Annotated in this window: 19 protein-coding genes and 1 tRNA gene; 12 read left to right on the top strand and 8 right to left on the bottom strand. The window is 66.4% G+C overall.

Annotated elements, in window-relative coordinates:
- Window positions 1–224 precede the first annotated feature (224 nt).
- Complete coding sequence (locus NX773_RS16345; RefSeq protein ID WP_036166698.1) at window positions 225–428, top strand: cold-shock protein; 204 nt, start codon at window positions 225–227, stop codon at window positions 426–428.
- A 68-nt stretch (window positions 429–496) separates the two neighbouring features.
- On the opposite strand, the gene NX773_RS16350 is transcribed toward NX773_RS16345, so the two are convergent.
- Window positions 497–1,411: a LysR family transcriptional regulator gene (locus tag NX773_RS16350; protein WP_258857380.1), complete on the bottom strand. Its 915-nt coding sequence runs from the start codon at window positions 1,409–1,411 to the stop codon at window positions 497–499.
- Window positions 1,412–1,572: 161 nt separating this feature from the next.
- Between NX773_RS16350 and aceB the strand changes: the two genes are divergently transcribed.
- The gene (aceB, locus tag NX773_RS16355; RefSeq protein WP_258857381.1) at window positions 1,573–3,162 is read left to right on the top strand and encodes a malate synthase A; all 1,590 of its coding nucleotides are present in this window, start codon (window positions 1,573–1,575) and stop codon (window positions 3,160–3,162) included.
- 132 nt (window positions 3,163–3,294) lie between these two features.
- On the opposite strand, the gene gloB is transcribed toward aceB, so the two are convergent.
- Window positions 3,295–4,089 (bottom strand): hydroxyacylglutathione hydrolase, encoded by a 795-nt coding sequence (gloB, locus tag NX773_RS16360; protein ID WP_258857382.1) that lies wholly within the window; start codon window positions 4,087–4,089, stop codon window positions 3,295–3,297.
- A 29-nt stretch (window positions 4,090–4,118) separates the two neighbouring features.
- On the opposite strand from gloB, the gene NX773_RS16365 reads away from it, so the two are divergent.
- The 4 genes from NX773_RS16365 to NX773_RS16380 all read left to right on the top strand — a co-directional run bounded on the left by NX773_RS16365 (window position 4,119) and on the right by NX773_RS16380 (window position 6,246).
- Window positions 4,119–4,901 carry a class I SAM-dependent methyltransferase gene (locus NX773_RS16365; RefSeq protein WP_258821567.1) on the top strand — a complete coding sequence of 261 codons (783 nt, stop codon included), beginning with the start codon at window positions 4,119–4,121 and terminating at the stop codon, window positions 4,899–4,901.
- 7 nt (window positions 4,902–4,908) lie between these two features.
- Window positions 4,909–5,349, top strand: coding sequence for a ribonuclease HI (gene rnhA, locus NX773_RS16370; protein WP_258857383.1), 441 nt, complete (start codon window positions 4,909–4,911; stop codon window positions 5,347–5,349).
- A gap of 53 nt (window positions 5,350–5,402) precedes the next feature.
- Window positions 5,403–6,110 carry a DNA polymerase III subunit epsilon gene (gene dnaQ / locus NX773_RS16375; protein WP_258857384.1) on the top strand — a complete coding sequence of 236 codons (708 nt, stop codon included), beginning with the start codon at window positions 5,403–5,405 and terminating at the stop codon, window positions 6,108–6,110.
- A 61-nt stretch (window positions 6,111–6,171) separates the two neighbouring features.
- Window positions 6,172–6,246, top strand: a tRNA-Val gene (locus tag NX773_RS16380).
- A 104-nt stretch (window positions 6,247–6,350) separates the two neighbouring features.
- Here NX773_RS16380 and NX773_RS16385 read toward each other — a convergent pair.
- A complete protein-coding gene (locus tag NX773_RS16385) occupies window positions 6,351–6,557 on the bottom strand; it encodes a DUF6494 family protein (protein WP_258857385.1) in 207 nt (68 codons plus the stop codon).
- A 105-nt stretch (window positions 6,558–6,662) separates the two neighbouring features.
- Between NX773_RS16385 and NX773_RS16390 the strand changes: the two genes are divergently transcribed.
- The 4 genes from NX773_RS16390 to NX773_RS16405 all read left to right on the top strand — a co-directional run bounded on the left by NX773_RS16390 (window position 6,663) and on the right by NX773_RS16405 (window position 13,174).
- Window positions 6,663–8,363 carry a PQQ-dependent sugar dehydrogenase gene (locus tag NX773_RS16390; protein ID WP_258857386.1) on the top strand — a complete coding sequence of 567 codons (1,701 nt, stop codon included), beginning with the start codon at window positions 6,663–6,665 and terminating at the stop codon, window positions 8,361–8,363.
- A 95-nt stretch (window positions 8,364–8,458) separates the two neighbouring features.
- Window positions 8,459–9,733, top strand: a complete 1,275-nt coding sequence (locus NX773_RS16395; protein WP_258857387.1) for an Nramp family divalent metal transporter — start codon at window positions 8,459–8,461, stop codon at window positions 9,731–9,733.
- A gap of 393 nt (window positions 9,734–10,126) precedes the next feature.
- Window positions 10,127–11,860: an ABC transporter permease gene (locus NX773_RS16400; RefSeq protein WP_258857388.1), complete on the top strand. Its 1,734-nt coding sequence runs from the start codon at window positions 10,127–10,129 to the stop codon at window positions 11,858–11,860.
- A gap of 9 nt (window positions 11,861–11,869) precedes the next feature.
- Window positions 11,870–13,174 carry an ABC transporter ATP-binding protein gene (locus NX773_RS16405; protein ID WP_258857389.1) on the top strand — a complete coding sequence of 435 codons (1,305 nt, stop codon included), beginning with the start codon at window positions 11,870–11,872 and terminating at the stop codon, window positions 13,172–13,174.
- Window positions 13,175–13,177: 3 nt separating this feature from the next.
- Here the strand turns inward: NX773_RS16405 and NX773_RS16410 are convergent, their stop codons facing one another.
- On the bottom strand, window positions 13,178–13,861 hold the full coding sequence (locus NX773_RS16410) for a PA4824 family protein (RefSeq protein WP_258857390.1): 684 nt from the start codon (window positions 13,859–13,861) through the stop codon (window positions 13,178–13,180).
- 94 nt (window positions 13,862–13,955) lie between these two features.
- Between NX773_RS16410 and NX773_RS16415 the strand changes: the two genes are divergently transcribed.
- The gene (locus tag NX773_RS16415; protein WP_258857391.1) at window positions 13,956–14,468 is read left to right on the top strand and encodes a hypothetical protein; all 513 of its coding nucleotides are present in this window, start codon (window positions 13,956–13,958) and stop codon (window positions 14,466–14,468) included.
- Here NX773_RS16415 and NX773_RS16420 read toward each other — a convergent pair.
- From NX773_RS16420 to NX773_RS16435, 4 genes are read right to left on the bottom strand one after another with little or no spacing between them, the layout of a single operon-like run.
- Window positions 14,465–15,601 carry an ABC transporter permease gene (locus tag NX773_RS16420; protein ID WP_258857447.1) on the bottom strand — a complete coding sequence of 379 codons (1,137 nt, stop codon included), beginning with the start codon at window positions 15,599–15,601 and terminating at the stop codon, window positions 14,465–14,467. The two genes, NX773_RS16415 and NX773_RS16420, sit on opposite strands and share 4 nt — an antisense overlap.
- Before the next feature lie 2 nt (window positions 15,602–15,603).
- Entirely contained in the window at window positions 15,604–17,049 is a 1,446-nt protein-coding gene (locus tag NX773_RS16425; protein ID WP_258857392.1) for an efflux transporter outer membrane subunit, read from the bottom strand.
- A 9-nt stretch (window positions 17,050–17,058) separates the two neighbouring features.
- Window positions 17,059–18,147, bottom strand: a complete 1,089-nt coding sequence (locus NX773_RS16430) for an HlyD family secretion protein (RefSeq protein WP_258857393.1) — start codon at window positions 18,145–18,147, stop codon at window positions 17,059–17,061.
- Window positions 18,144–18,839: an ABC transporter ATP-binding protein gene (locus NX773_RS16435; protein WP_258857394.1), complete on the bottom strand. Its 696-nt coding sequence runs from the start codon at window positions 18,837–18,839 to the stop codon at window positions 18,144–18,146. The genes NX773_RS16430 and NX773_RS16435 overlap by 4 nt, the downstream gene beginning before the upstream one ends.
- A gap of 163 nt (window positions 18,840–19,002) precedes the next feature.
- Here NX773_RS16435 and NX773_RS16440 point away from each other — a divergent pair, with 163 nt between their 5' ends.
- Entirely contained in the window at window positions 19,003–20,070 is a 1,068-nt protein-coding gene (locus NX773_RS16440; protein WP_258857395.1) for an AI-2E family transporter, read from the top strand.
- Window positions 20,071–20,175 lie beyond the last annotated feature (105 nt).

Raw genomic sequence — 20,175 nt, forward strand, 5'->3', positions numbered from 1 at the left:
ATATTCTTCATACCGCCGACGCAAATGCAGCTCCGCGAGTTGGGTGTGAGAATTACGGAGTTTGTATTAAATTTGCGAAAACCATGTACACGTGGTTTTTATCGGTATAATGAGGGATCGTTGGGTTCGAGGTAGTAGTGCAGTCTGTCTGTCATTTCTTTCTTGCTTCTTCAAACGATCTGAAAACGGACGAAAGTCCAACTTAACTGAAATAGGAAATTGTAATGGCAACTGGCATCGTAAAATGGTTCAATGACTCGAAGGGCTTCGGCTTCATCACCCCGGACGAGGGCGGCGAAGATCTGTTCGCTCACTTCTCGGCGATCCAATCGCAGGGCTTCAAGTCGCTGCAGGAGAACCAGCGCGTCTCGTTCGACGTGACCTCCGGCCCGAAAGGCAAGCAAGCTTCGAACATCCAGCCGCTGTAATGCTCGAATCTGCTTAGGCAAAGAAATCCTCGGAACTTCCGGGGATTTTTTTTTTGCCTGTTCCATTTCTATTTCCCTTCAGAAGTTCTCCAGTAATCCGGCCGGGCGTAGGCGCGGCGCAGGAAATCGACGAAGGCGCGGATGCGCAGCGGCAGGTGCCGGCGCTGGGGAAACACCGCGTAGATGTCGTTGCCCGGCGCCGCATATTGGTCCAGCACCGTGACCAGGCGCCCGGCCTCGATCTGCGCCGCCACCTCCCACATCGAGCGCCAGGCCAGTCCCTTGCCGGCGACCGCCCAGTCGTGCAGCACGGCGCCGTCGTTGCAGACCATGCTGCCGGCCACCTTCAGGGTCACGATCTTGCCCTTGTCGAGGAAGGTCCAGCCGCGCTGGCTGCCCTCGCTGCTGATGGCCAGGCACTGGTGGCGCGCCAGGTCGGCCAAAGTGCGCGGGGCGGCGTGGCGCTTCAGGTAGGCGGGCGAGGCGACCACCACCCGGTGGTTGTCGGCTAGTTTTACGCTCACCAGGTTCGAGTCCACCGGGCTGGCGATGCGGATCGCCACGTCCACCCCTTCGCCGATCAGGTCCACGATGCGGTCGGACAGGTTCAGGTTGACGGTCAGGTCGCGGTGCTCGGCCAGGAAAGAGGGGATCAGCGGCGCCACGTGCTGGCGCCCGAAGCCCGCCGGCGCCGAGATCAACAGGTTGCCCGTGGCATGCACGCTGCGTTCCGAGACCGCCGCTTCCGCCTCTTCCAGTTCGCCCAGGATGCGCTGGCAATCCTCCAGAAAGGCAGCCCCTTCGTCGGTCAGCGCGAGGCGGCGCGTGGTGCGCTGCAGCAGCTTGACGCCCAGCCGCGCCTCCAGCGCATCCAGGCGCCGCCCGATCATGGCCGGCGCGATGCCCTCGGCCCGCGCCGCGGCCGACAGGCTGCCCTTGGAGACGACCTCGACAAAGGTAGAAATCTGGCGAAATTTGCCCATTTGGATTTGATACAAAAAGTGAGAGATGAAGTGATCAATTGTATCGTTTAGGTACTGCGGAGTGAATATACTTGAGTGATGATAAGCGCGCTGCTGGCATATACTGCTTCGCAGTGCAGCACGACAGATTTCCTCAACTTTCGAAAACAGGAGCATTGCACATGGCCATCGTCACCCCAGCCGGAATGGAAATCCGGGCCGAGATCCAGCCCGGCTACGAACAGATCCTGACGCCGGAGGCACTGGAACTGGTCGCCAAACTGTCGCGCGAGTTCGAGCCGCGCCGCCAGCAGCTGCTGGCCGCCCGTACCGAGCGTGCGCGGCGCCTGGATGCCGGCGAGCGCCCGGACTTCCTGCCGGAGACCGCGCACATCCGCGCCGGCGACTGGAAGATCGCGCCGATCCCCAAGGCGCTCGAATGCCGCCGCGTGGAGATCACCGGCCCGGTCGAGCGCAAGATGGTGATCAACGCCCTCAACTCGGGCGCGGACAGCTACATGACCGACTTCGAGGATTCGAACACGCCGAACTGGGACAACCAGATCACCGGCCAGCTGAACATGCGCGACGCCGTGCGCGGCACGATCTCGCTGGAGCAGGGCGGCAAATCGTACAAGCTGAACGACAAGGTGGCGACCCTGGTCGTGCGCCCGCGCGGCTGGCACCTGGACGAGAAGCACGTGCTGGTGGACGGCAAGCGCATCTCCGGCGGCATCTTCGACTTCGCGCTGTTCATGTTCCATAACGCCAAGGAGCAGCTGGCGCGCGGCGCCGGCCCGTACTTCTATCTGCCGAAGATGGAATCGCACCTCGAGGCGCGCCTGTGGAACGACATCTTCATCATGACCCAGCGCGAGCTTGGCCTGCCGCAGGGCACGATCAAGGCCACCGTGCTGATCGAAACCATCCTGGCCGCGTTCGAGATGGACGAGATCCTGTTCGAACTGCGCGAGCACAGCGCCGGCCTGAACGCGGGCCGCTGGGACTACATCTTCTCGTGCATCAAGAAGTTCAAGCTCGACAAGAACTTCTGCCTGGCCGACCGTCCGAAGGTGACGATGACGTCGCCGTTCATGCGCGCTTACGCACTGCTGCTGCTCAAGACCTGCCACAAGCGCGGCGCGCCGGCCATCGGCGGCATGTCGGCGCTCATCCCGATCAAGAACGACCCGGCCAGGAACGAGGTCGCGATGGGAGGCGTGCGCGCCGACAAGTCGCGCGATGCGACCGATGGCTACGACGGTGGCTGGGTGGCGCACCCGGGCCTGGTCGAGCTGGCGATGACCGAATTTACGAAGGTGCTGGGCGAGCGTCCGAACCAGATCGACAAACAGCGCGACGACGTGCAGGTGACGGCCGCCGACCTGCTGGACTTCCGTCCGGAAGCGCCGATCACCGAGGACGGTCTGCGTTACAACATCAACGTCGGCATCCACTACCTCGGTGCATGGCTGGCCGGTAACGGCTGCGTGCCGATCCACAACCTGATGGAAGATGCCGCGACCGCCGAGATCAGCCGCTCGCAGGTGTGGCAGTGGATCCGTTCGCCCAAAGGTGTGCTGGAGGACGGCCGCAAGGTCACCGCCGAGATGGTGCGCGCGATGATCCCGCAGGAACTGGCCAAGGTGAAGGCGGTGGCGCCGAACGGCGATAATCCGAGCTACGTGCGCGCCGCCGAGATTTTCGAACAGATGTCGACGTCGGAGGACTTTGCCGAGTTCCTGACGCTGCCGCTGTACGAAGAAATCTAAGCCTCGCAATACCAGTAACGTCGTCCCGGCGAACGCCGGGACCCATGCTGAGCTTGCCAAGCAGTCGGCACATGACGGCTGCGCACACGACGCATGGGTTCCGGCTTTCGCCGGAACGACGTTCTCATGTGGTCAGAACACGTTCTTCCATTCGCGCAGGGCCGCAAACGCCTGCACTGGCGTGGCGCCCGGCGCGAGCCTGCCTGCCTTGACCAAACTGGCGGTGATCGCCGGCTCGGCATAGCGCAGGAAGGGATTGGTCGCCTTCTCGCTGCCGATGCTGGAAGGCACGGTCGGCAGGTCCATCGCGCGCTTGGCGCTCTCGTCGGCGATGCGGCGTATCAACGCTTCATTGCCGGGCTCGACGGCTTCGGCAAAGCGCAGGTTCGACAAGGTGTATTCGTGCGCGCAATACACCAGCGTGTCATCCGGCAACGCGGCCAGCTTGGACAGCGAGCCCGCCATCTGCTGCGGCGTGCCTTCGAACAGCCGCCCGCAGCCGCCCGCAAACAGGGTATCGCCGCAAAACACCGCGCGCACGCCGCGCCGCTTGACGTAGGCGATGTGGCCCAGCGTGTGGCCCGGCACGTCCAGCACCTCCAGCTCCAGGTCCAGCCCCGGCACGGCCAGATGGTCGCCTTCGCCGACCGGATTTGTCACAGCGGCAATCCCGTCGTGGCGCGGCCCGAATACCGGTACCGCATGGCGCGACAGCAAGTGCGGCACGCCGCCGATATGGTCAGCATGGTGATGGGTGAGTAGAATGGCAGTCAGCGCGAGCTTGTGGCGCTCCAGCGCTGCCATGACGGGCGCGGCGTCGCCGGGGTCCACCACGGCGGCATGGTTCCCGTCATGGATCAGCCACAGGTAGTTGTCCTTGAACGCCGGCACGGCGAGAACGGCAAGGCTACTTTGCGGCAGGCTCATTATCGTGTTCGATTCGACAAAGGGTAGGCATGGATAGTGCTGCATCCGAAAAATCCATTATAGCGCTCGACCACTGGCTGCAATCGCCGGCCGGCGCCTACGTGCGCGCGTGGGAACAGAGCTGCCTCGATGAGTTGACGGCCGACATCTTCGGCTTCAATGCCATCCAGATCGGCTTGCCGCAAATCGACGCGCTGGCGGCCAACCGGATGCCCAACAAGTGGCAGGCGGCAACGCGCACCTCGACGGTGGACGAGCTGGCGATCACCCATGGCAAGCAGGTCGCGGTGGCGCTCGACTTTGCCGACTTGCCGTTCGCCTCGCAGAGCCTGGACCTGGTGGTGCTGCCGCACGTGCTCGAGTTTGCGGCCGAGCCGCACCAGGTGCTGCGCGAGGTCGAGCGCGTGCTGATCCCGGAAGGGCAAGTCATCATTTGCGGCTTCAATCCGGCCAGCATGTGGGGCGTGCGCCAGGGCGTGGGCAAGATCACGCGCAGCGATTACCTGCCGGCGGCCGGCGAGTTCATCTCTTTGCCGCGCCTGAAAGACTGGTTAAAATTGTTGAATCTGGGCGAGAGCCGCAGCCATTTCGGCTGCTACGCGCCGCCTTTTCGCACTGAGCAATGGCTTGACCGTTTTTCCGTGATGGAATCGGCCGGCCAGAAGTGGTGGCCTTACCTCGGCGCGGTGTACATCGTGCATGCGATCAAGCGGGTCAAGGGCATGCGCCTGATCGGCCCGGCCTGGAACAAGAAACCCACCAAGGCCGCGCAGACCGTGCCGGCCGCAAACAGGAATGAACGAGTCAAATAAGGGCGGCATGACGACGAAAGTAGAGATTTACACCGATGGCGCCTGCAAGGGAAACCCCGGTGCGGGCGGTTGGGGCGCGCTCCTGGTGTCCAACGGCCACGAGAAGGAAATCTTCGGCGGCGAACTGAACACCACCAACAACCGCATGGAACTGAAGGCCGTGATCGAGGCCCTCGGTGCGCTCACGCGCCCGTGCCAGGTGGTGCTGCACACCGACAGCCAGTATGTACAGAAGGGCATCTCGGAGTGGATTCACGGCTGGAAGGCGCGCGGCTGGAAGACCTCGACCAAGGAGCCGGTGAAGAACGAGGATTTGTGGCGCGCGCTCGACGCGGCACAGCAGCAGCACGAAGTCGAATGGCGCTGGGTGCGCGGCCACAACGGCCATCCCGGCAACGAGCGCGCCGACGTGCTGGCCAACCGGGGTGTGGCGTCGGTGCGTCGATGAGCGGGCCGCGGGTTTGCTATACTCGCGACGTTCCAACTCATCCGTAACACGTCATGCGCCAGATCGTCCTCGATACCGAAACCACCGGCTTGAACCCCCGCACTGGCGACCGCATCATTGAAATCGGCTGCGTTGAAATCTTCAACCGCAAGCTCACCGGCAACAACTTCCACCGCTACATCAACCCGGAGCGCGACTCGGACGAGGCCGCGCTCGCGGTGCACGGCCTGACCACCGAGTTCTTGAGCGACAAGCCCAGGTTCCACGAGATCGTCGAGGAGCTGCGCGAATATGTGCGCGGGGCCGAGATCATCATACACAACGCGCCGTTCGACCTGGGCTTTTTGAACCACGAGTTCGCGCGCCTGGGCCTGCCCGAGTTCATCGAGCACTGCACCGGCGTGATCGATACCCTGGTGCACGCCAAGGAACTGCACCCCGGCAAGCGCAACTCGCTCGACGCGCTGTGCGACCGCTACGGCATCTCCAACGCGCATCGCAAGCTGCACGGCGCATTGCTCGACTCGGAGCTGCTGGCCGATGTGTACCTGGCGATGACGCGCGGCCAGAACACGCTGTCGATGGAGGTGGAGGTCGAGGCAGCGATCGGGGGCGACCTGCTGGAAGCGGTGCCGCTGGGCGAGATCATCGTGCTCAAGGCAAACGCGGAAGAGGAAGCGCTCCACGAAAGCGTGCTGGGCGGGCTGGACAAGGCGGCGAAAGGCAGCTGTGTTTGGAGAAATTATTCTCAACAGGGGTGACAAACAGAAAGAGACCTGTCATAATACGCCTCGTTGAACGGGAAGCACTCCCGGATCAAACGGGAGGTTAGCTCAGGGGTAGAGCACTGCATTCACACTGCAGGGGTCGCAAGTTCGAAACTTGCACTTCCCACCAAGAATTCCTGAACGCTGCACGCGCAAGCCTGCAGCGTTTTTTGTTTTGGCGGACCGGTTCATGCTGGGAGGGCTCAAGAGCGCACCCTGCGCTTCTTCAAGCAGTCACTCGAGCGCGATCTCGCCGTCAAAGCGCACCTTCAGCTGCAGGCCCGCCACCTCGAGCGTCATTGTTGCCGGCAACACCGCGTCGGCGGCAATCTGGCGCGCAGCCAGCGCGCGCGCGACGGCCTGTTCGATCTCGTGCTGGGATTTGACGCCCACCATCTTCAGGAATTTGCGCACGCTGAGATTCAGGGTTTCCTCGTTCATCGATTCGTCCTCCAGGTTGTGCCGGGTTAGACATCAAAAACTTATCGCAAGTTAGCTTCTTGCCCTATGATGGGCGAACCTAAAAGAATAATGAGGAGAAAACCCTTGCGACGCAAGATCCTGACGGTTCACGCCGTGCTGCTCGCCGCGCTGGCGGCGGCAAACGTGGTCCACGCCGCGCCCTCGGTCGGCCAGACCTTTTTTGAAAACAATTGTGCCGAGTGCCATACGGTCGATCCGAAGATGGGTTCGCGCTCCGGCCCAAGCCTGTATGGGCTGCTGGGGCGCAAGCTTGGTTCGGCGCCCGGCTACAACTATAGCGAAGCGATGGTCAAGGCCGGCGCGAGCGGCCGCACCTGGACCCGCGCCGAGCTCGACGTGTTTCTTGTCGATCCCGACCAGGCGGTGCCGGGCACGACGATGCCGGTGATGGTGCCGGACAAGGCCGAGCGCGAGCCGCTGATCGACTACCTGGCCAGCCTGAGCGGGCCGGCGCAGGGGCCGGCAGCGGCGGCGGGCACGGCGGGCACGGCGGCACGTGCGGACGCGGCGGCATGGGGCGAGAACAAGCCCGGCAAACGGCACCGCATTACGGCAGCCGAACTCGTTGCGCCGTTTGCCAGCAGCAGCGCGGGCAACGGTTCCAAGCTCGCGCCGCGTCCGGAAGGTGCGCTACCGGCCGTGCCGCCCGGCTTCAAGGTGAGCATCTTCGCCACCGACCCCGAGAAGGGCCGCCTGCCGGTGCGCGCCCCCAATGGCGACATCTTCCTGGCCGAGCCGGCCAAGGGCCAGATCAAGGTGCTGCGCTCGTCCAATGGCGAGAGCGCCGAGAGCGCGAGCGTGTTCGCAAGCGGCCTCACGCGTCCCTACGGCATGGCGTTCTACCCGTCCGGCGCGCACCCCAAATATCTGTACGTGGCCAACGTGAACTCGGTGGTGCGTTTCCCGTATTCGAACGGCGACCTGGCCGCGCGCGGCGAGCCCGAAGTGGTGGTGGCGCAGCTGGCGGGCACGTCCGGCGGCCACGTCACGCGCACGCTCGCCTTCTCGCAGGACGGCAAGACGATGTTCGTGTCGGTCGGCTCGGCCACCAACTACGCGTCTGACATTGGCGCCCAGCCGCCCGAGCCGCTGGCGCAGTGGGAAGCCAGGCACGGCCTTGGCGGCGCGTGGGGCGTGGAGACCGACCGTGCCGCCGTGCTCGCCTTCGATCCGGACGGCGGCAACCGCCGCACCTATGCGACGGGCTTGCGCAACTGCGTCGGCATGCTGGTCTATCCCGGCACCGGCGAGCTGATGTGCAGCGTGAACGAGCGCGACGAGCTCGGCGACAACCTGCCGCCGGATTACGTGACGCGTGTGAAGAAGGGCGGTTTTTACGGCTGGCCTTGGTACTACATTGGTGACCACGAAGAGCCGCGCCTGAAGGGCGTGCGCCCGGACCTGAAGGGCAAGGCGATCGTGCCGGATACGCTGCTGCAGGCCCACTCGGCGCCGCTGGGCATGGTGGTGTACCACGCCCCGGCCGGCGCGAAGCACGCGTTCCCCAGGGAGTTCGAGGGCGACATCTTCCTTGCGCTGCACGGCTCGTGGAACCGGGGCACGCGCACCGGCTACAAGCTGGTACGCGTGTTCATGAAGAAGGGCGTGCCGACCGGCGAATACGAGGACTTCATGACCGGCATGGTGCTGTCGGACCGCGACGTCTGGGGCCGCCCGGCGGCGGTGACGGTGGCGGCCGATGGCGCGCTGCTGGTGGCCGACGATGGCGGCGGCGTGATCTGGCGCATCGCGCCGGCGCGCTGAGCTCCCGTCACGCGTCCAGGCGGAGCACGCCTGACCTGAACGCGTGGGCAGGAAACCTGCCCACCCTACGGACCGACATGTGTTAGCCTCCGCCCATGAAGCCGGAGTGGAAAGAAGCGTTGCGTCAGGTCGGCCCCGGTTTCATCACGGGCGTTGCCGATGACGACCCGAGCGGCATCGCGACCTACTCGCAGGCCGGCGCCCGGTTCGGCACGGCCATGCTGTGGGTGTCGCTGTTCACCTTCCCCCTGATGGCGGCGGTGCAGGAGATCAGCGCGCGCATCGGCCGCGTGTCCGGCCACGGCCTGGCGGGCAACATCCGGCGGCATTATCCGCCGGGCCTGATGTACATGGTCGTGGTGCTGATCGCGATCTCGAACATCATCAACATCGGCGCCGACATTGGCGGCATGGCCGCATCGATGGAACTGGTGCTGGGACGCGACCGCCTGCACCTGTACCCGGTTGCGATCAGCGTGGTGTCGGTCGTCGCGCTGACCGTGCTGTCGTATTCGGCCTACTCGTCGCTGCTCAAGTGGTTGGGCCTGTGCGTGTTCGCCTACGTCGGGATCGTGTTCTTCGTGCAGATACCGTGGCCTGAGGTGGCGCGCGACACCTTGGTGCCGCGCCTGCAGTTCTCGCATGGCTACCTGTCCATGCTCACCGCGGTGCTGGGCACCACGATCAGCCCCTACCTGTTCGTCTGGCAGTCCTCGCTCGAAGTGGAGGAGCAGCGCAACACGCCGCACGAGGCGCCGGTGCGCATTGCACCGAGCCAGGCGCGCCAGCAGTTCATGAAGATACGGGTGGATACCTACCTGGGCATGGCGGTGTCCAATGCCGTGATGTTCTTCATCATCCTGACCGCCGCCGTGACGCTGAACGCGCACGGCATCACCCAGGTGGAATCGGCTGAACAGGCCGCCCGCGCGCTCGAGCCGGTGGCGGGGCGCCATGCATTCCTGCTGTTTGCGATCGGTGTCATCGGCACCGGCATGCTGGCGGTGCCCACCCTGGCCGGTTCGCTCGGCTACGCGATGGGCGAGGCGTTCCGCTGGCGCACCGGCCTCGATTACAAGCCCTACCAGGCGCGCCGGTTCTACGCGGTGATCGCGGTGGCCACGCTGCTGGGCATGGCGATGAACTTCATCGGCATCGACCCGATCCGTGCGCTGATCGCCAGCGCCGTCATCAACGGCATCCTGAGCGTGCCGCTGCTGTTCCTGCTGCTGTCGATCGCGCGCAACCCCAAGGTCATGGGCCGCTTCGTGATCCCGCGCCGGCTGGCGGTGCCCGGCTGGATCACGGCCGTGCTGATGGCCTGCTCGGCCGGGTTGACGCTGGTGGACCTTGGGCTGTCGCTGGCCTGAGGCGTGGCCGGCCGCGGTCGCTTTTCGCCTTGACGGAGCAGCCACTGCCCACTTACACTCGCGCTGTTTTCATTTTTCGGGTCCACTCATGGGCACTTGTTCAAGCGACAGTTGTAGCCAGCACGAGGCTGGCGCTTCCTTGGCAAGATAACGCAGGCGTTCCCCGTCCCCTGCCGTCATCCTGCCACGGATGATGGCGTCTTTGTGTGCCGGTCCAGGCCGGCGCATTCGTATTGTCAGCAACACACGCAAACCCGGCATGGTGCGCGGCGGCGTTTGCCTGCGCGCGTGCCGGCGCACCATCGATGCCGCAAGCGCGGCCAAACGACGGGTCAACCACAGGCGCCAGAAGCGCGCCTGGGCGCCCGCGCGCGTGCGGGCAGGGATGTGTTGATGTTCGAGTTCTTCAATGTGCGGCAGGCCGGCCAGGGCCGGGCCGCGCGCGGGCCCAATCGTTGGGACTGGGTGCTGCTGCCGCTGGTGCTGGCGGTGCTGGCCGCGGCCGCCTACGGGGCCATGCAGATGGCGCGCCCGTTCGTGCTGGGCCAGGCCACGCCGGTTTCGCTGGATGTGGCGGTGCTGCCGTACTACCTGCTGCGCACCATCCTGCGCATGTTCATGGCGCTTGGCTGCTCGCTCTTGTTCTCGTTCGTGTTCGCGGCGGTCGCCGCCAAGTACCGGGCGGCCGAAAAGGTGCTCATTCCACTGCTCGACATCCTGCAGTCGGTGCCGATCCTGGGCTTCCAGGCGATCGCGATCGCACCCTTCATTGCGCTGTTCCCGGGCAGCCTGCTGGGCGTGGAGTGCGCGGCGGTGTTTGCGATCTTTACCTCACAGGCGTGGAACATGGCGTTCAGCCTGTATCAGTCGATGCGGACCGTGCCGGCCGAGCTGTCCGAGGCGGCGCGGGTGTTCTGCCTGTCGGGCTGGCAGCGCTTCTGGCGCCTGGAACTGCCGTACGCGATGCCGGCGCTGCTATGGAACATGATGATGTCGATGTCCGGCGGCTGGTTCTTCCTGGTGGCTGCCGAGGCGATCTCGGTAGCCGGCCAGGACATCAAGCTGCCCGGCATCGGCGCCTACATCGCGGTGGCGATCGAGCAGGAGAACGGCCGCGCCGTCGCCGCGGCGATCGTGGCGATGCTGGCCGGGATCGTGCTGTACGACCAGCTGTTCTTCCGGCCGCTGCTGGCCTGGGCCGACAAGTTCCGCTTCGAGGAATCGCAGGGCGAGACCGCGCAACGCTCGTGGCTGCTGGACTGGGGCCGGCGCAGCCGCTGGATGCGCCGGCTGGCGGACCGATTCTGGGCACGCATGCGCGGCGCGCTGGGATGGTTCGGCGGCGTGCCGGCAGTGCGGGCCAGCGCACAGGCGACGGCCGCCTGGCAGCGCGCGCTGCCACGGCTGTGGGATGGCTTCCTCGCGCTCGCTGCCTGCTACGCCAGCCTGCGGCTGATCGTGTACGTGCATGCGCAAGTGGGCTGGGCCGAGGTCGGTCACGTGGTGCTGCTTGGCCTGGCCACGCTGCTGCGCGTGATGCTGCTCATCGCGCTCGCCTCGCTGGTATGGGTGCCGGTCGCGGTATGGATCGGCCTGCGTCCGCGCTACGCGCAGCGCGTGCAGGCGGTGGCGCAGTTTCTGGCTGCGTTCCCGGTCAACCTGATGTTCCCGGTGGTCGTGTTCGTGCTGGTCACGTTCCGGCTCAATCCGGACATCTGGCTCAGCCCCCTGATGGTGTTCGGCACCCAGTGGTACATCCTGTTCAACGTGGTGGCCGGCGCATCGACCGTGCCCACCGAGCTGCGGCTGGCCGCCGACAACCTGGGCCTGAAAGGCTGGCTCAAATGGAAGCGGGTGTACCTGCCGGCCGTGTTCCCGGCCTACCTGACCGGCGCCATCACCGCCAGCGGCGGTTCGTGGAACGCGAGTATCGTGGCCGAATACGTCACCTGGGGCAAAACCACGCTGGCCGCCCAGGGCCTTGGCAGCTACATCAAGCAGATGACCGATGCGGGCGACTTCCACCGCATCGCGCTCGGGATCGGCGTGATGTGCATTTTCGTGATGCTGTTGAACCGGTTCTTCTGGCGCAAGCTGTACCTGCTCGCCGGCGACCGCAGCCTGTAAGGAGGCATGATGACCGAACAAATCCTGATCGCGCTCGAAGGCGTCGGCAAGACCTTCACCAGTGCCGAAGGCGCGCCGCGCCGCATCCTCGACAAGGTGGACTTCGCCCTGCAAAAGGGCGAGATCGTGGCCTTGCTGGGCAAGTCCGGCTCGGGCAAATCGACGCTGCTGCGGATCATGGCCGGGCTGGTCCCGGCCGACGGCGGGCGCGCCAGCTATCGCGCGCGGCCGATCGACGGTCCGGCGCCCGGCGTGGCGATGGTGTTCCAGTCGTTTGCGCTGTTCCCCTGGTTGACCGTGCAGCAGAACGTGGAGCTGGGCCTGGAGGCGCAAGGCGTGCCGCCGGCCGAGCGTGAGCAGCGCGCCGATGCGGTGCTCGAGATGATCGGCCTGGCCGGCTTTGGCGGCGCCTTGCCGCGCGAGCTCTCCGGCGGCATGCGCCAGCGCGTCGGCATCGCACGGGCGCTGGTGACCAATCCGGACGTGCTGCTGATGGACGAGGCGTTTTCCGCGCTCGACGTGCTGACCGGCGAGACGCTGCGCAACGACATCCTCGACCTGTGGGACAGCAACCAGATCCCCACGCGCGGCATCGTCGTGGTGTCGCACAACATCGAGGAGGCGGTGATGATGGCCGACCGCATCATCATCCTGTCCAGCGATCCGGGGCGCATCGTGAGCGAGGTGGCGATCAACCTGCCGCGCCCGCGCGACGTGGACTCGCCGCGGGTGCGCGCGCTGGTGGACCAGGTGTACGGCCTGATGACCATGCGCCCGGCGCCGCTGGTGGCCGCCGGCGCCGTGCCCGCCCCCGTGCAACCGGACTATCGGCTGCCCGATACCGACATCGACCGCATCGAGGCCGTGCTCGACCTGGTCGCGCAGCCACCGTTCGACGGCCGTGCCGACCTGCCCAAGCTGGCCGAGGAAGCCGAGCTGCCCGACGAGGAGCTGTTCCCGACCTACGAGGCGATGGGCATGCTGGGCCTGTCGCAGGTGGAGTCGGGCGACATCATGCTCACGCCGCTGGGCATGCGCTATGCCGGCGCCGACCAGCAGGAGCGGCAGGAGATCTTCGGGCGCCAGTTGCTGGCCAACGTGCCGCTGGCCGCCCTGGTGCGCGAGCGCCTGACTGCGGACGAAAGCGGCACCGTGTCGGAGCAGCCATTCCTGGAACTGCTGGAGGAGCACATGGAGTCGGACGAGGCCAAGCGCACGCTGGAGATTGCGGTGGAATGGGGGCGTTATGGCGAGGTGTACGAGTACGACTACCACCTCGGGCGCCTGAAGCTGCCCGGGCTGGAACCGAAGTGAGCGTCAGCGCAGCGACAGCCCGGTAAAGGTCAGGCCGAACGCCAGGTAGCGCTCCTTGCCGCGCAGGTTGATGCGGTCGCCCAGCGCCGCATCCAGGATGACCTGGCCCGAAAGCGCGGCGTAGCGCAACCCCGCCTGGGCATAGGTGCTGCCCTGTCCATAGGTCTCCAGCGTCAGGCTCCAGCGCGGGCTGGCGGTCCATTCGCCGCCTACGCCCCAGCTCGGGCCGGAGCGCGCCTCGTGCACGCGCAGCCAGCCGGCGTTCACGTGCACGCGCACCGCGTCATCCATCAACGAGAAGGTAAGGAGCCCGTTCAGGGTTGCGTTCGAGAGCAGCCCGCTGCCGCGGCCGAACTGGTTGGCGAGCGTCATTCCGGCGCTCCAGCCGTTGGGGTCCAGCGGGCGGAACACGGTCTTCGCCAGCAGCAGGCCCGAGGTGGAAGCGTGCGCCGGGGTAGGGCGCAGTTCGCCCGCGCCCGCGGCCAGTTCCCAGTCGCCGCCAGGGTTACAGTGCGGGACCGCCCAGTACTGGATATCGCCCGGATGGCGGTCGGTCCATGCTTCGACCTGGCACTCGCGCGGCGCCACGATGGAAGCGTCGTCCGTGACCATCGGCCGGGCCGCGTGGGCAAACTGGCAGGCCAGCAGGGCTGCGGCGAGGGTGGCGGGGCGAGCGAGTAAATACATGGTCGCGGATCATAACGCGGGGCGTGCTCAGCGTACAATATCCGGTGCCGCGCTCCGCGCACGTGTCGGGGCGGCACCACCATCACCGGAGAACATGAAACGATCTTTGCTCGCAATTGCACTGTTGGCGGCGGCCACTGCCGCCTTTGCCGATGAGCGCCAGGCCTGCGAGGCGGCGCGCGGCTCGTATGTGTCGGGGACCGTGGTCAAGGGCCCGAAGTTCACGCACGGGCAGTTCCGCAAGGGCGTGGAGCTGTCGCACACGCACCTGAAGCTGCGCGCCGACCAGGACGGTCAGGTGTATGACGTGGCGATCGACAACGTGTTCGCAAGCGGCTACCAGCCGGACCGGCCCGAAGTGCCGGCGCCGATCGACGCCATCCGGGTGGGCGACAAGCTCGCGCTGTGCGGCGAGCTGTACGACCGCGGCGTGGGCATCCATTTCGTGCACACCAATTGCGGCGAAACGCCGTCGCCGGCGCATCCGGACGGCTGGATCCGCGTGGTCGATGGCAGCGGCAGGGCAGGACCCAACCTGGAGTCGAGCACCAACTACTGCCCGCTGTTCGGCCGCGGCGGCCGTGGCTACCGGCAGCGCGCTCGCTAGCCGCGGAAGATGTCGAAGGCTTCGATGCGCAGGATCTTGCGGATGCCGATGTAGCTCGACATGGCCGCGATCAGCACCACCATGCCGAGCGCGAGCCCAAGGTTCCCGTAGGTGATCTGCGAGGCGTAGTTCGGCAGGCGCAGCTTGGCCAGCGAGATGAGCAGCGTGCACAGGCCCACGCCCAGGCCATACCCGGTCAGCGAGGTGAACGTGGCCTGGAACAGAATCATGACCACCAGCTCGCGGCTCTTGGCGCCAATGGCCTTGAGCGCGCCGAACTTGTCCAGGTTTTCGAGGATGAAGGTATAGAAGGTCTGGCCCGAGATCGACAGTCCGACGATGAAGCTGATCACGGTCATCAAGAGGATATTGGTGCCCACGCCGGTCTGGTACTTGTAGAAGTCGCTGATGCGCGCGATGAACTCGTCGCGGGTCAGGGCCAGGTAGCCCAGGCGCGTGACCTCGCGCTTGATCTGCCCGATGGCGGCCGGCGATTTCACCTCGACCAGGATGTACGAAATCGTGAAGCGCGTGGACGGGATGTACTGGATCGCGCGGTTGTAGGTGGTGTACAGCGTGGGCACGCCAAACAGGCCGCCGGCCGCCACCCGGGCGATCCCGACGATCACGCCGCGGTGGTCATTGAGCTCGAATTCGGTGCCGATGCCGGGATTTTCCAGCTTGCGGTATTCGGCGTCGCGCACCACAATGAAACCGTTCTCGCCGTAGATGTCCTGGATGTTGCCCGCTTCGAGCGGCGGGCGGCCAAACAGCGTGCTGTCGTCCAGGCCGATCACGCTGACGGACTGGAAGTGGCCGCTGCGCAGCTTGACCAGCGCGCCGCCGGTGTACATCGGCACCGCATAGCGCACGCCGGGAATGCTGCGCACCGCGTCCAGCAGGTAGTCGGGCACGGGAATCGTGTTGGCCACCGTGTTGACTGCCGGGTCCATGATCCAGACCGTGGCGCCGATGTTGGTCACGGTGGCCGATGAGCGCTTGAGCACCCCCGCGAAGATCGACGTCATCATCACCATCAGGAACACCGCGAAGGTAATCCCGACCAGCAGGGCGAAGAATTTGCCGCGGTCGTTGGTCAAGAGCTTGTAGGCGAGGCGCCAGTGGCCAGGCAGCTTCATGGCGCTGGTCCCTGCAGGCTTTGCGCGGGCAGGCCCCACCAGCCGCCGCCCAGCGCCAGGTACAACGCGGCGCTGTCCTGCAGTTGCTGGGCGCGGGCCTGGATAAAATCGATTCGGGCGCGCTGCAGCTGGGCGTCGGCGGCCAGCACGTCGAGGTAGCTCACCAGTCCCGCCCGGTAGTTCGCTTCCAGCAGTGCGAGCGCCTGGCGGGCTGCGTTCAGCGCCTGCTGCTGGGCCGCCACGGCGTCGCTGTCGTGGCCCAGCGCGCTCAAGGCGTCGGCCACCTGCGCGAATGCGGCAAGCACGGTCTGACGGTAGTTCGCCAGCGCGCCGCGCCAGGCCTCGACGGAGGCGTTGCGCTGGTGCGCCAGCGTCCCGCCGTGGAACAGCGGCAGGTCCACGACGGCGCCGGTCTGCCAGAACCTGCCGCGCGGGCCGGTCATGTGCTCGATCTCGCGGCCTTCGGTACTGTAGCTGGCGGCCAGGCTCACTTTCGGGAACAGCGCCGCGGTCGCCACGCCGATGTCGGCGCTGGCCACGTGCAGGCGCGCCTCGGCCGAGAGGATGTCGGGGCGCCGTCGCACCAGTTCGGACGGCAGCGTGAGCGGCAGGTCGCGCGGCACGGTGAGCTGGTCGAGCGCGACCGGCGGCGCGCTCCATTGCGAGGGCGAGCGGCCGACCAGCGTGGCCAACAGGTGCGTGGCCTGGTCGTAGCGCTGCTGGAGCGCCGGCAGCGACGCGCGGCTGCTGGCAAGCTGGCTTTCTATACTGAGCACACTGGAGAAGGGCGCGATGCCGGCGGCAGCCTGCGTACGCGCGATGTCGCGCTGCTCGGCCTGGCGCCGCACCAGCTCGCGCGTGGCTGCAATCTGTGCCGCATAGGCGGCGCGCGCAATGCTGGTGGTGGCGATGTTCCCCGACAGCGACAGCCACGTCGCGAGCATCTCGCTGCGCTGGAAGTCGGCCTGCGCGCCCAGCGCCTCCACCGTGCGGCGGTTGGCGCCGGCCACGTCCAGCAGATAGCTGATCGTGCCGCCCAGCGTGAACACATTGAACACGCCGCGCAGCGCCGTCAGGCCCGAGGTGAGCGGTGCGGCCTTTTGCCGCTGCGCCGAGAACGCCAGGTCCAGCTGCGCCCAGAACACGCCGCGGCCGGCGCGCAGCTCTTCCTGGCTCTGGCGCAGCGCGGCCTGGGCGGCCTGCAGCGTGGCGTTGTTGGCCAGCGCGGCGCGCATCATGCGGTCCAGTTCGGGCGAGCCGAACAAGCGCCACCAGTCGGGGGCGACTGCGGCGCCCGGGTGGAAGACCTGCACGCCGCCGGCTGGCTGGCCTGCCGGCAGGTAGCCGCTGTCCGGCGGCGGCGCGGGGCGCACGAAATCGGGGCCGGCGGCACAGCCGGTCAGCAGGCAGGCGGCGGCAGTGGCGGTGCAGGCGCGGCGCATGGCATGCCGCTAGTTGCGCCGGCCGACGTACACGTCCACCAGCTGGCCCGGGTACACGCGCACGTCGCGCGGCCGTGTAAAACGGAAGATCACCGGCAGCACACGCACGTCCACGCGCTCCTGGCGCTGGTTCGACAGCGCGATCTTGGGCGACACATACGGCTGCACCCGCACGTACTGGAGCGGCAGCTTGACATTGGTGCCGCGGATCGCCATCTGCGCCACGATGCGCTCCGGCGCCGGCAACCGGCTGATGAGGATCTCGTCGATGTAGCAGCGCACGTCGTACTGCCCGGTGTCCGCGCCCATCACCAGCGCCGGCAGCGCGCCCTGGGTGTAGCTGTCGTACACGCCCTGCGGCGAAGCGTAGCTGCCCAGCGCAGCGTTCACCGACAGCACGACTCCATCGACGGGCGCGCGCAGCGTGTAGCGGTCGAGCAGGGCGGCCGCGGCCTGGTAGGCGCGATCGGCCGCGCTGGCCAGGCGTTCCTGGTTGCGGATGTCGTAGCTCCATGCGCCCGCGCGCGTGAGCTCGTACTGGCGCTGCGCGACGGCGTGCGCGGCCTGCGCGGTTTCCAGCTTGTTGCGGGCGGTGTCGAGCGCGTCCAGGCTCACCGAACGCGGTTCGATCTGGTACGAACGCTGCTGCTTGTCGTACTGGTTTCGTGCGGTCTCCAGGTCGGCGCGCGCCTGCCTTTCCTGCGCCTGCGATACGGCCAGCGTCTCCTTGCGCGGCTGGGCGCGCAGCGCCTGCAGGGTGGTGGCGGCGGCCTCCATCTGTGCGCGCAGCTGGGCAACCGTGGCGCGCTGAATGCTGTCGTCGATCTGCAGCAGCGGGGCGCCCGCGCGTACGGCGTCGCCTTCGCTCACCAGAATCCTGCGGATCGTGCCCGAAACCTCGGGGTAGATGTTCACGTTCTGGCCGTGCGACTGCGCGCTCTCGATGATGCCGTTGGCGTAGATGCCCTGTGCGTACGGGTTCTGTGCCGGGTTGAATACCGGCGGCTGGGCCACCGTCGGCCTTCCAGTCAGCCAGGCGGTGGCAAAGGCGGCAAGCACGCCCACGACCGACAGCAGGAAGATGAAACGGTTGTTCATTCCGTTCCCGTGACGGTCCCGGTGATGCGGCCGTCCTCCATGCGCAGGATGCGGTCGGCATACTCGAAGATGCGGGCATCGTGAGTGACGATCAGGATGCAGCGCTGGTCGTTGAGGATGTGGTCGTGCACGAAGCTCAGGATGCGCCGCCCGGTGTCGCCGTCCAGCGACGCGGTCGGTTCGTCGAGCACCAGGATCTGGGGCTGGCTCACGATGGCGCGGGCGATGGCCACGCGCTGCTGCTCGCCGCCGCTGAGCTTGAACGGCGGCAGGCCGATGCGCTCGTGCAGGCCGACCACCTCCAGGTATTTCTCTGCCTCGCCCAGCGCCTTGTCCCAGTCCACGTTTTGCAGGATCAGGGGAATGGCGACGTTCTCGGCCGTGGTCAGGCGCGGGAACAGGTGGTAGTCCTGGAACACGAAGCCGACGGTGCGCAGGCGAAATTCGGCCAGCGCGTCCTTGGACAGGCGCCAGATGTCGGTGTCCTTGACCGTGACCGTGCCTTCGTCGGGGCGCAGGATGCCGGAGATGATGGACAGCAGGGTGGTCTTGCCGCTGCCGGAGGGGCCGACGATGAACAGCATTTCGCCAAACCGCGCCTCCAGCGCGGCATGGTCGACCGCCAGCGTGCGGGCCCGGCCCTCGCCGAACCATTTGACCAGTTGGGATGCCCGAATTGCGACAGCAGCCATGGTGCCCCCGCGGCAAAATCAAGCACGAGCATAGGCCCGGGTGTCCGGCGCCGTTTGAGTTGAGTCAAGGTCGCCCGGCACCAGCACGTGCGCTGCGTAAAACCGTTGTGGCCTTATCATCGGTTCGCCGGCTGCCCGCCGGAACAATCGCTGGGGAGAATCCGTGTTCGGTATCGACGTTCGCACCGCCCGGGTCGTCTGGACCGCGGCCCTGGTCCTGCTTGGCCTGTATTGCATCTACACGATGCGCACGACCCTGCTGGTCATGCTGTTCGGTGTGTTCTTCAGCTACCTGGTCTATCCTTTGTTTACGCTGGCGCAACGCGCCTGCGGCCTGCGCGTGCCGCGCACCCTGGTGCTGCTGGTGGTGTTCGCGGCCGTCGCCAGCATCATCGGGCTGGTGGGGCTGCTGTTCGGCAACCAGATCGTGGCGGAGGCGACCAACCTGGGCCAGCAATTGCCCAAGCTGTTGCAGCCGGGCGAGCTGGAGCGGCGGCTGCCCCTGCCGGCGCCGCTCGAGCCGCTGCGCGTGCGGCTGGGCATCCTGCTGCAGCACCTGCTGGAGGGCGGGACGGCGCAGGCGCTGCCGGTGGTGCGCGGCCTGGGCACCAGCCTGTTCCACGCGGCGGGCAACCTGATCTACGTGGTGGTGGTGCCGATCTTCAGTTTCCTGATGATCCTCGAGGCGCCCTGGATCGAGTCTTTTCTCGCGTCGCTGGCCCAGCGCCCGGATGGCAGGCTATGGTCGAACGTCGCGCGTGGCCTGAACGACGTGCTGTCGCAGTACGTGAGGGCGCTCGCCCTGCTGGTGCTGGCCACCCTGGTCTCGTACAGCGTGACGCTGGGCCTGCTGGGCGTGCCGTTCACGCTGCTGCTGGCGGGGCTGGCGGCGGTGCTGGAGATCATTCCCGTGTTCGGCCCGCTTATCGCGGCGCTCACGATCATCGCGGTGGCCGTTTTCAGCGGCTACGGCCACGTCTGGTGGCTGGTGCTGTTCTTTGCCGCCTACCGCATCTTCCAGGACTACATCCTCAACCCCTGGCTGATGAGCGAGGGCGTGAACGTGCCGGCCATCCTGGTCGTGTTCGGCCTGCTGGCGGGCGACGAGCTGGCCGGCGTGCCCGGGATTTTCCTGTCCGTGCCGGTGATTGCGGCGCTCCGCATGTTCGCGGTGCAGGTGCGCCTGCACCGGGCGGCCAGGCTCAATGCCGGCGGCGCCGCCCAAGGGTGATGTATGTATGCCTGTATGGACAGCGGTTTTGTTGTTGCGCGAAAACTCATGCAGTGGTTCAATGCGGCATTTCGCCGCGCGTGGACCATGTGAACCTGGTTTGCG

The sequence above is a fragment of the Massilia solisilvae genome, from assembly GCF_024753215.1.
Classification (GTDB): Bacteria; Pseudomonadota; Gammaproteobacteria; order Burkholderiales; family Burkholderiaceae_D; genus Telluria; species Telluria solisilvae.

Bases quoted from the DNA above. Each gene is read 5' to 3' on its own strand.
- NX773_RS16345 (WP_036166698.1), top strand. From the start codon at position 225: ATGGCAACTGGCATCGTAAAATGGTTCAATGACTCGAAGGGCTTCGGC.
- NX773_RS16350 (WP_258857380.1), bottom strand. From the start codon at position 1,411: ATGGGCAAATTTCGCCAGATTTCTACCTTTGTCGAGGTCGTCTCCAAG.
- aceB (WP_258857381.1), top strand. From the start codon at position 1,573: ATGGCCATCGTCACCCCAGCCGGAATGGAAATCCGGGCCGAGATCCAG.
- gloB (WP_258857382.1), bottom strand. From the start codon at position 4,089: ATGAGCCTGCCGCAAAGTAGCCTTGCCGTTCTCGCCGTGCCGGCGTTC.
- NX773_RS16365 (WP_258821567.1), top strand. From the start codon at position 4,119: ATGGATAGTGCTGCATCCGAAAAATCCATTATAGCGCTCGACCACTGG.
- rnhA (WP_258857383.1), top strand. From the start codon at position 4,909: ATGACGACGAAAGTAGAGATTTACACCGATGGCGCCTGCAAGGGAAAC.
- dnaQ (WP_258857384.1), top strand. From the start codon at position 5,403: ATGCGCCAGATCGTCCTCGATACCGAAACCACCGGCTTGAACCCCCGC.
- NX773_RS16385 (WP_258857385.1), bottom strand. From the start codon at position 6,557: ATGAACGAGGAAACCCTGAATCTCAGCGTGCGCAAATTCCTGAAGATG.
- NX773_RS16395 (WP_258857387.1), top strand. From the start codon at position 8,459: ATGAAGCCGGAGTGGAAAGAAGCGTTGCGTCAGGTCGGCCCCGGTTTC.
- NX773_RS16400 (WP_258857388.1), top strand. From the start codon at position 10,127: ATGTTCGAGTTCTTCAATGTGCGGCAGGCCGGCCAGGGCCGGGCCGCG.
- NX773_RS16405 (WP_258857389.1), top strand. From the start codon at position 11,870: ATGACCGAACAAATCCTGATCGCGCTCGAAGGCGTCGGCAAGACCTTC.
- NX773_RS16410 (WP_258857390.1), bottom strand. From the start codon at position 13,861: ATGTATTTACTCGCTCGCCCCGCCACCCTCGCCGCAGCCCTGCTGGCC.
- NX773_RS16415 (WP_258857391.1), top strand. From the start codon at position 13,956: ATGAAACGATCTTTGCTCGCAATTGCACTGTTGGCGGCGGCCACTGCC.
- NX773_RS16425 (WP_258857392.1), bottom strand. From the start codon at position 17,049: ATGCGCCGCGCCTGCACCGCCACTGCCGCCGCCTGCCTGCTGACCGGC.
- NX773_RS16430 (WP_258857393.1), bottom strand. From the start codon at position 18,147: ATGAACAACCGTTTCATCTTCCTGCTGTCGGTCGTGGGCGTGCTTGCC.
- NX773_RS16435 (WP_258857394.1), bottom strand. From the start codon at position 18,839: ATGGCTGCTGTCGCAATTCGGGCATCCCAACTGGTCAAATGGTTCGGC.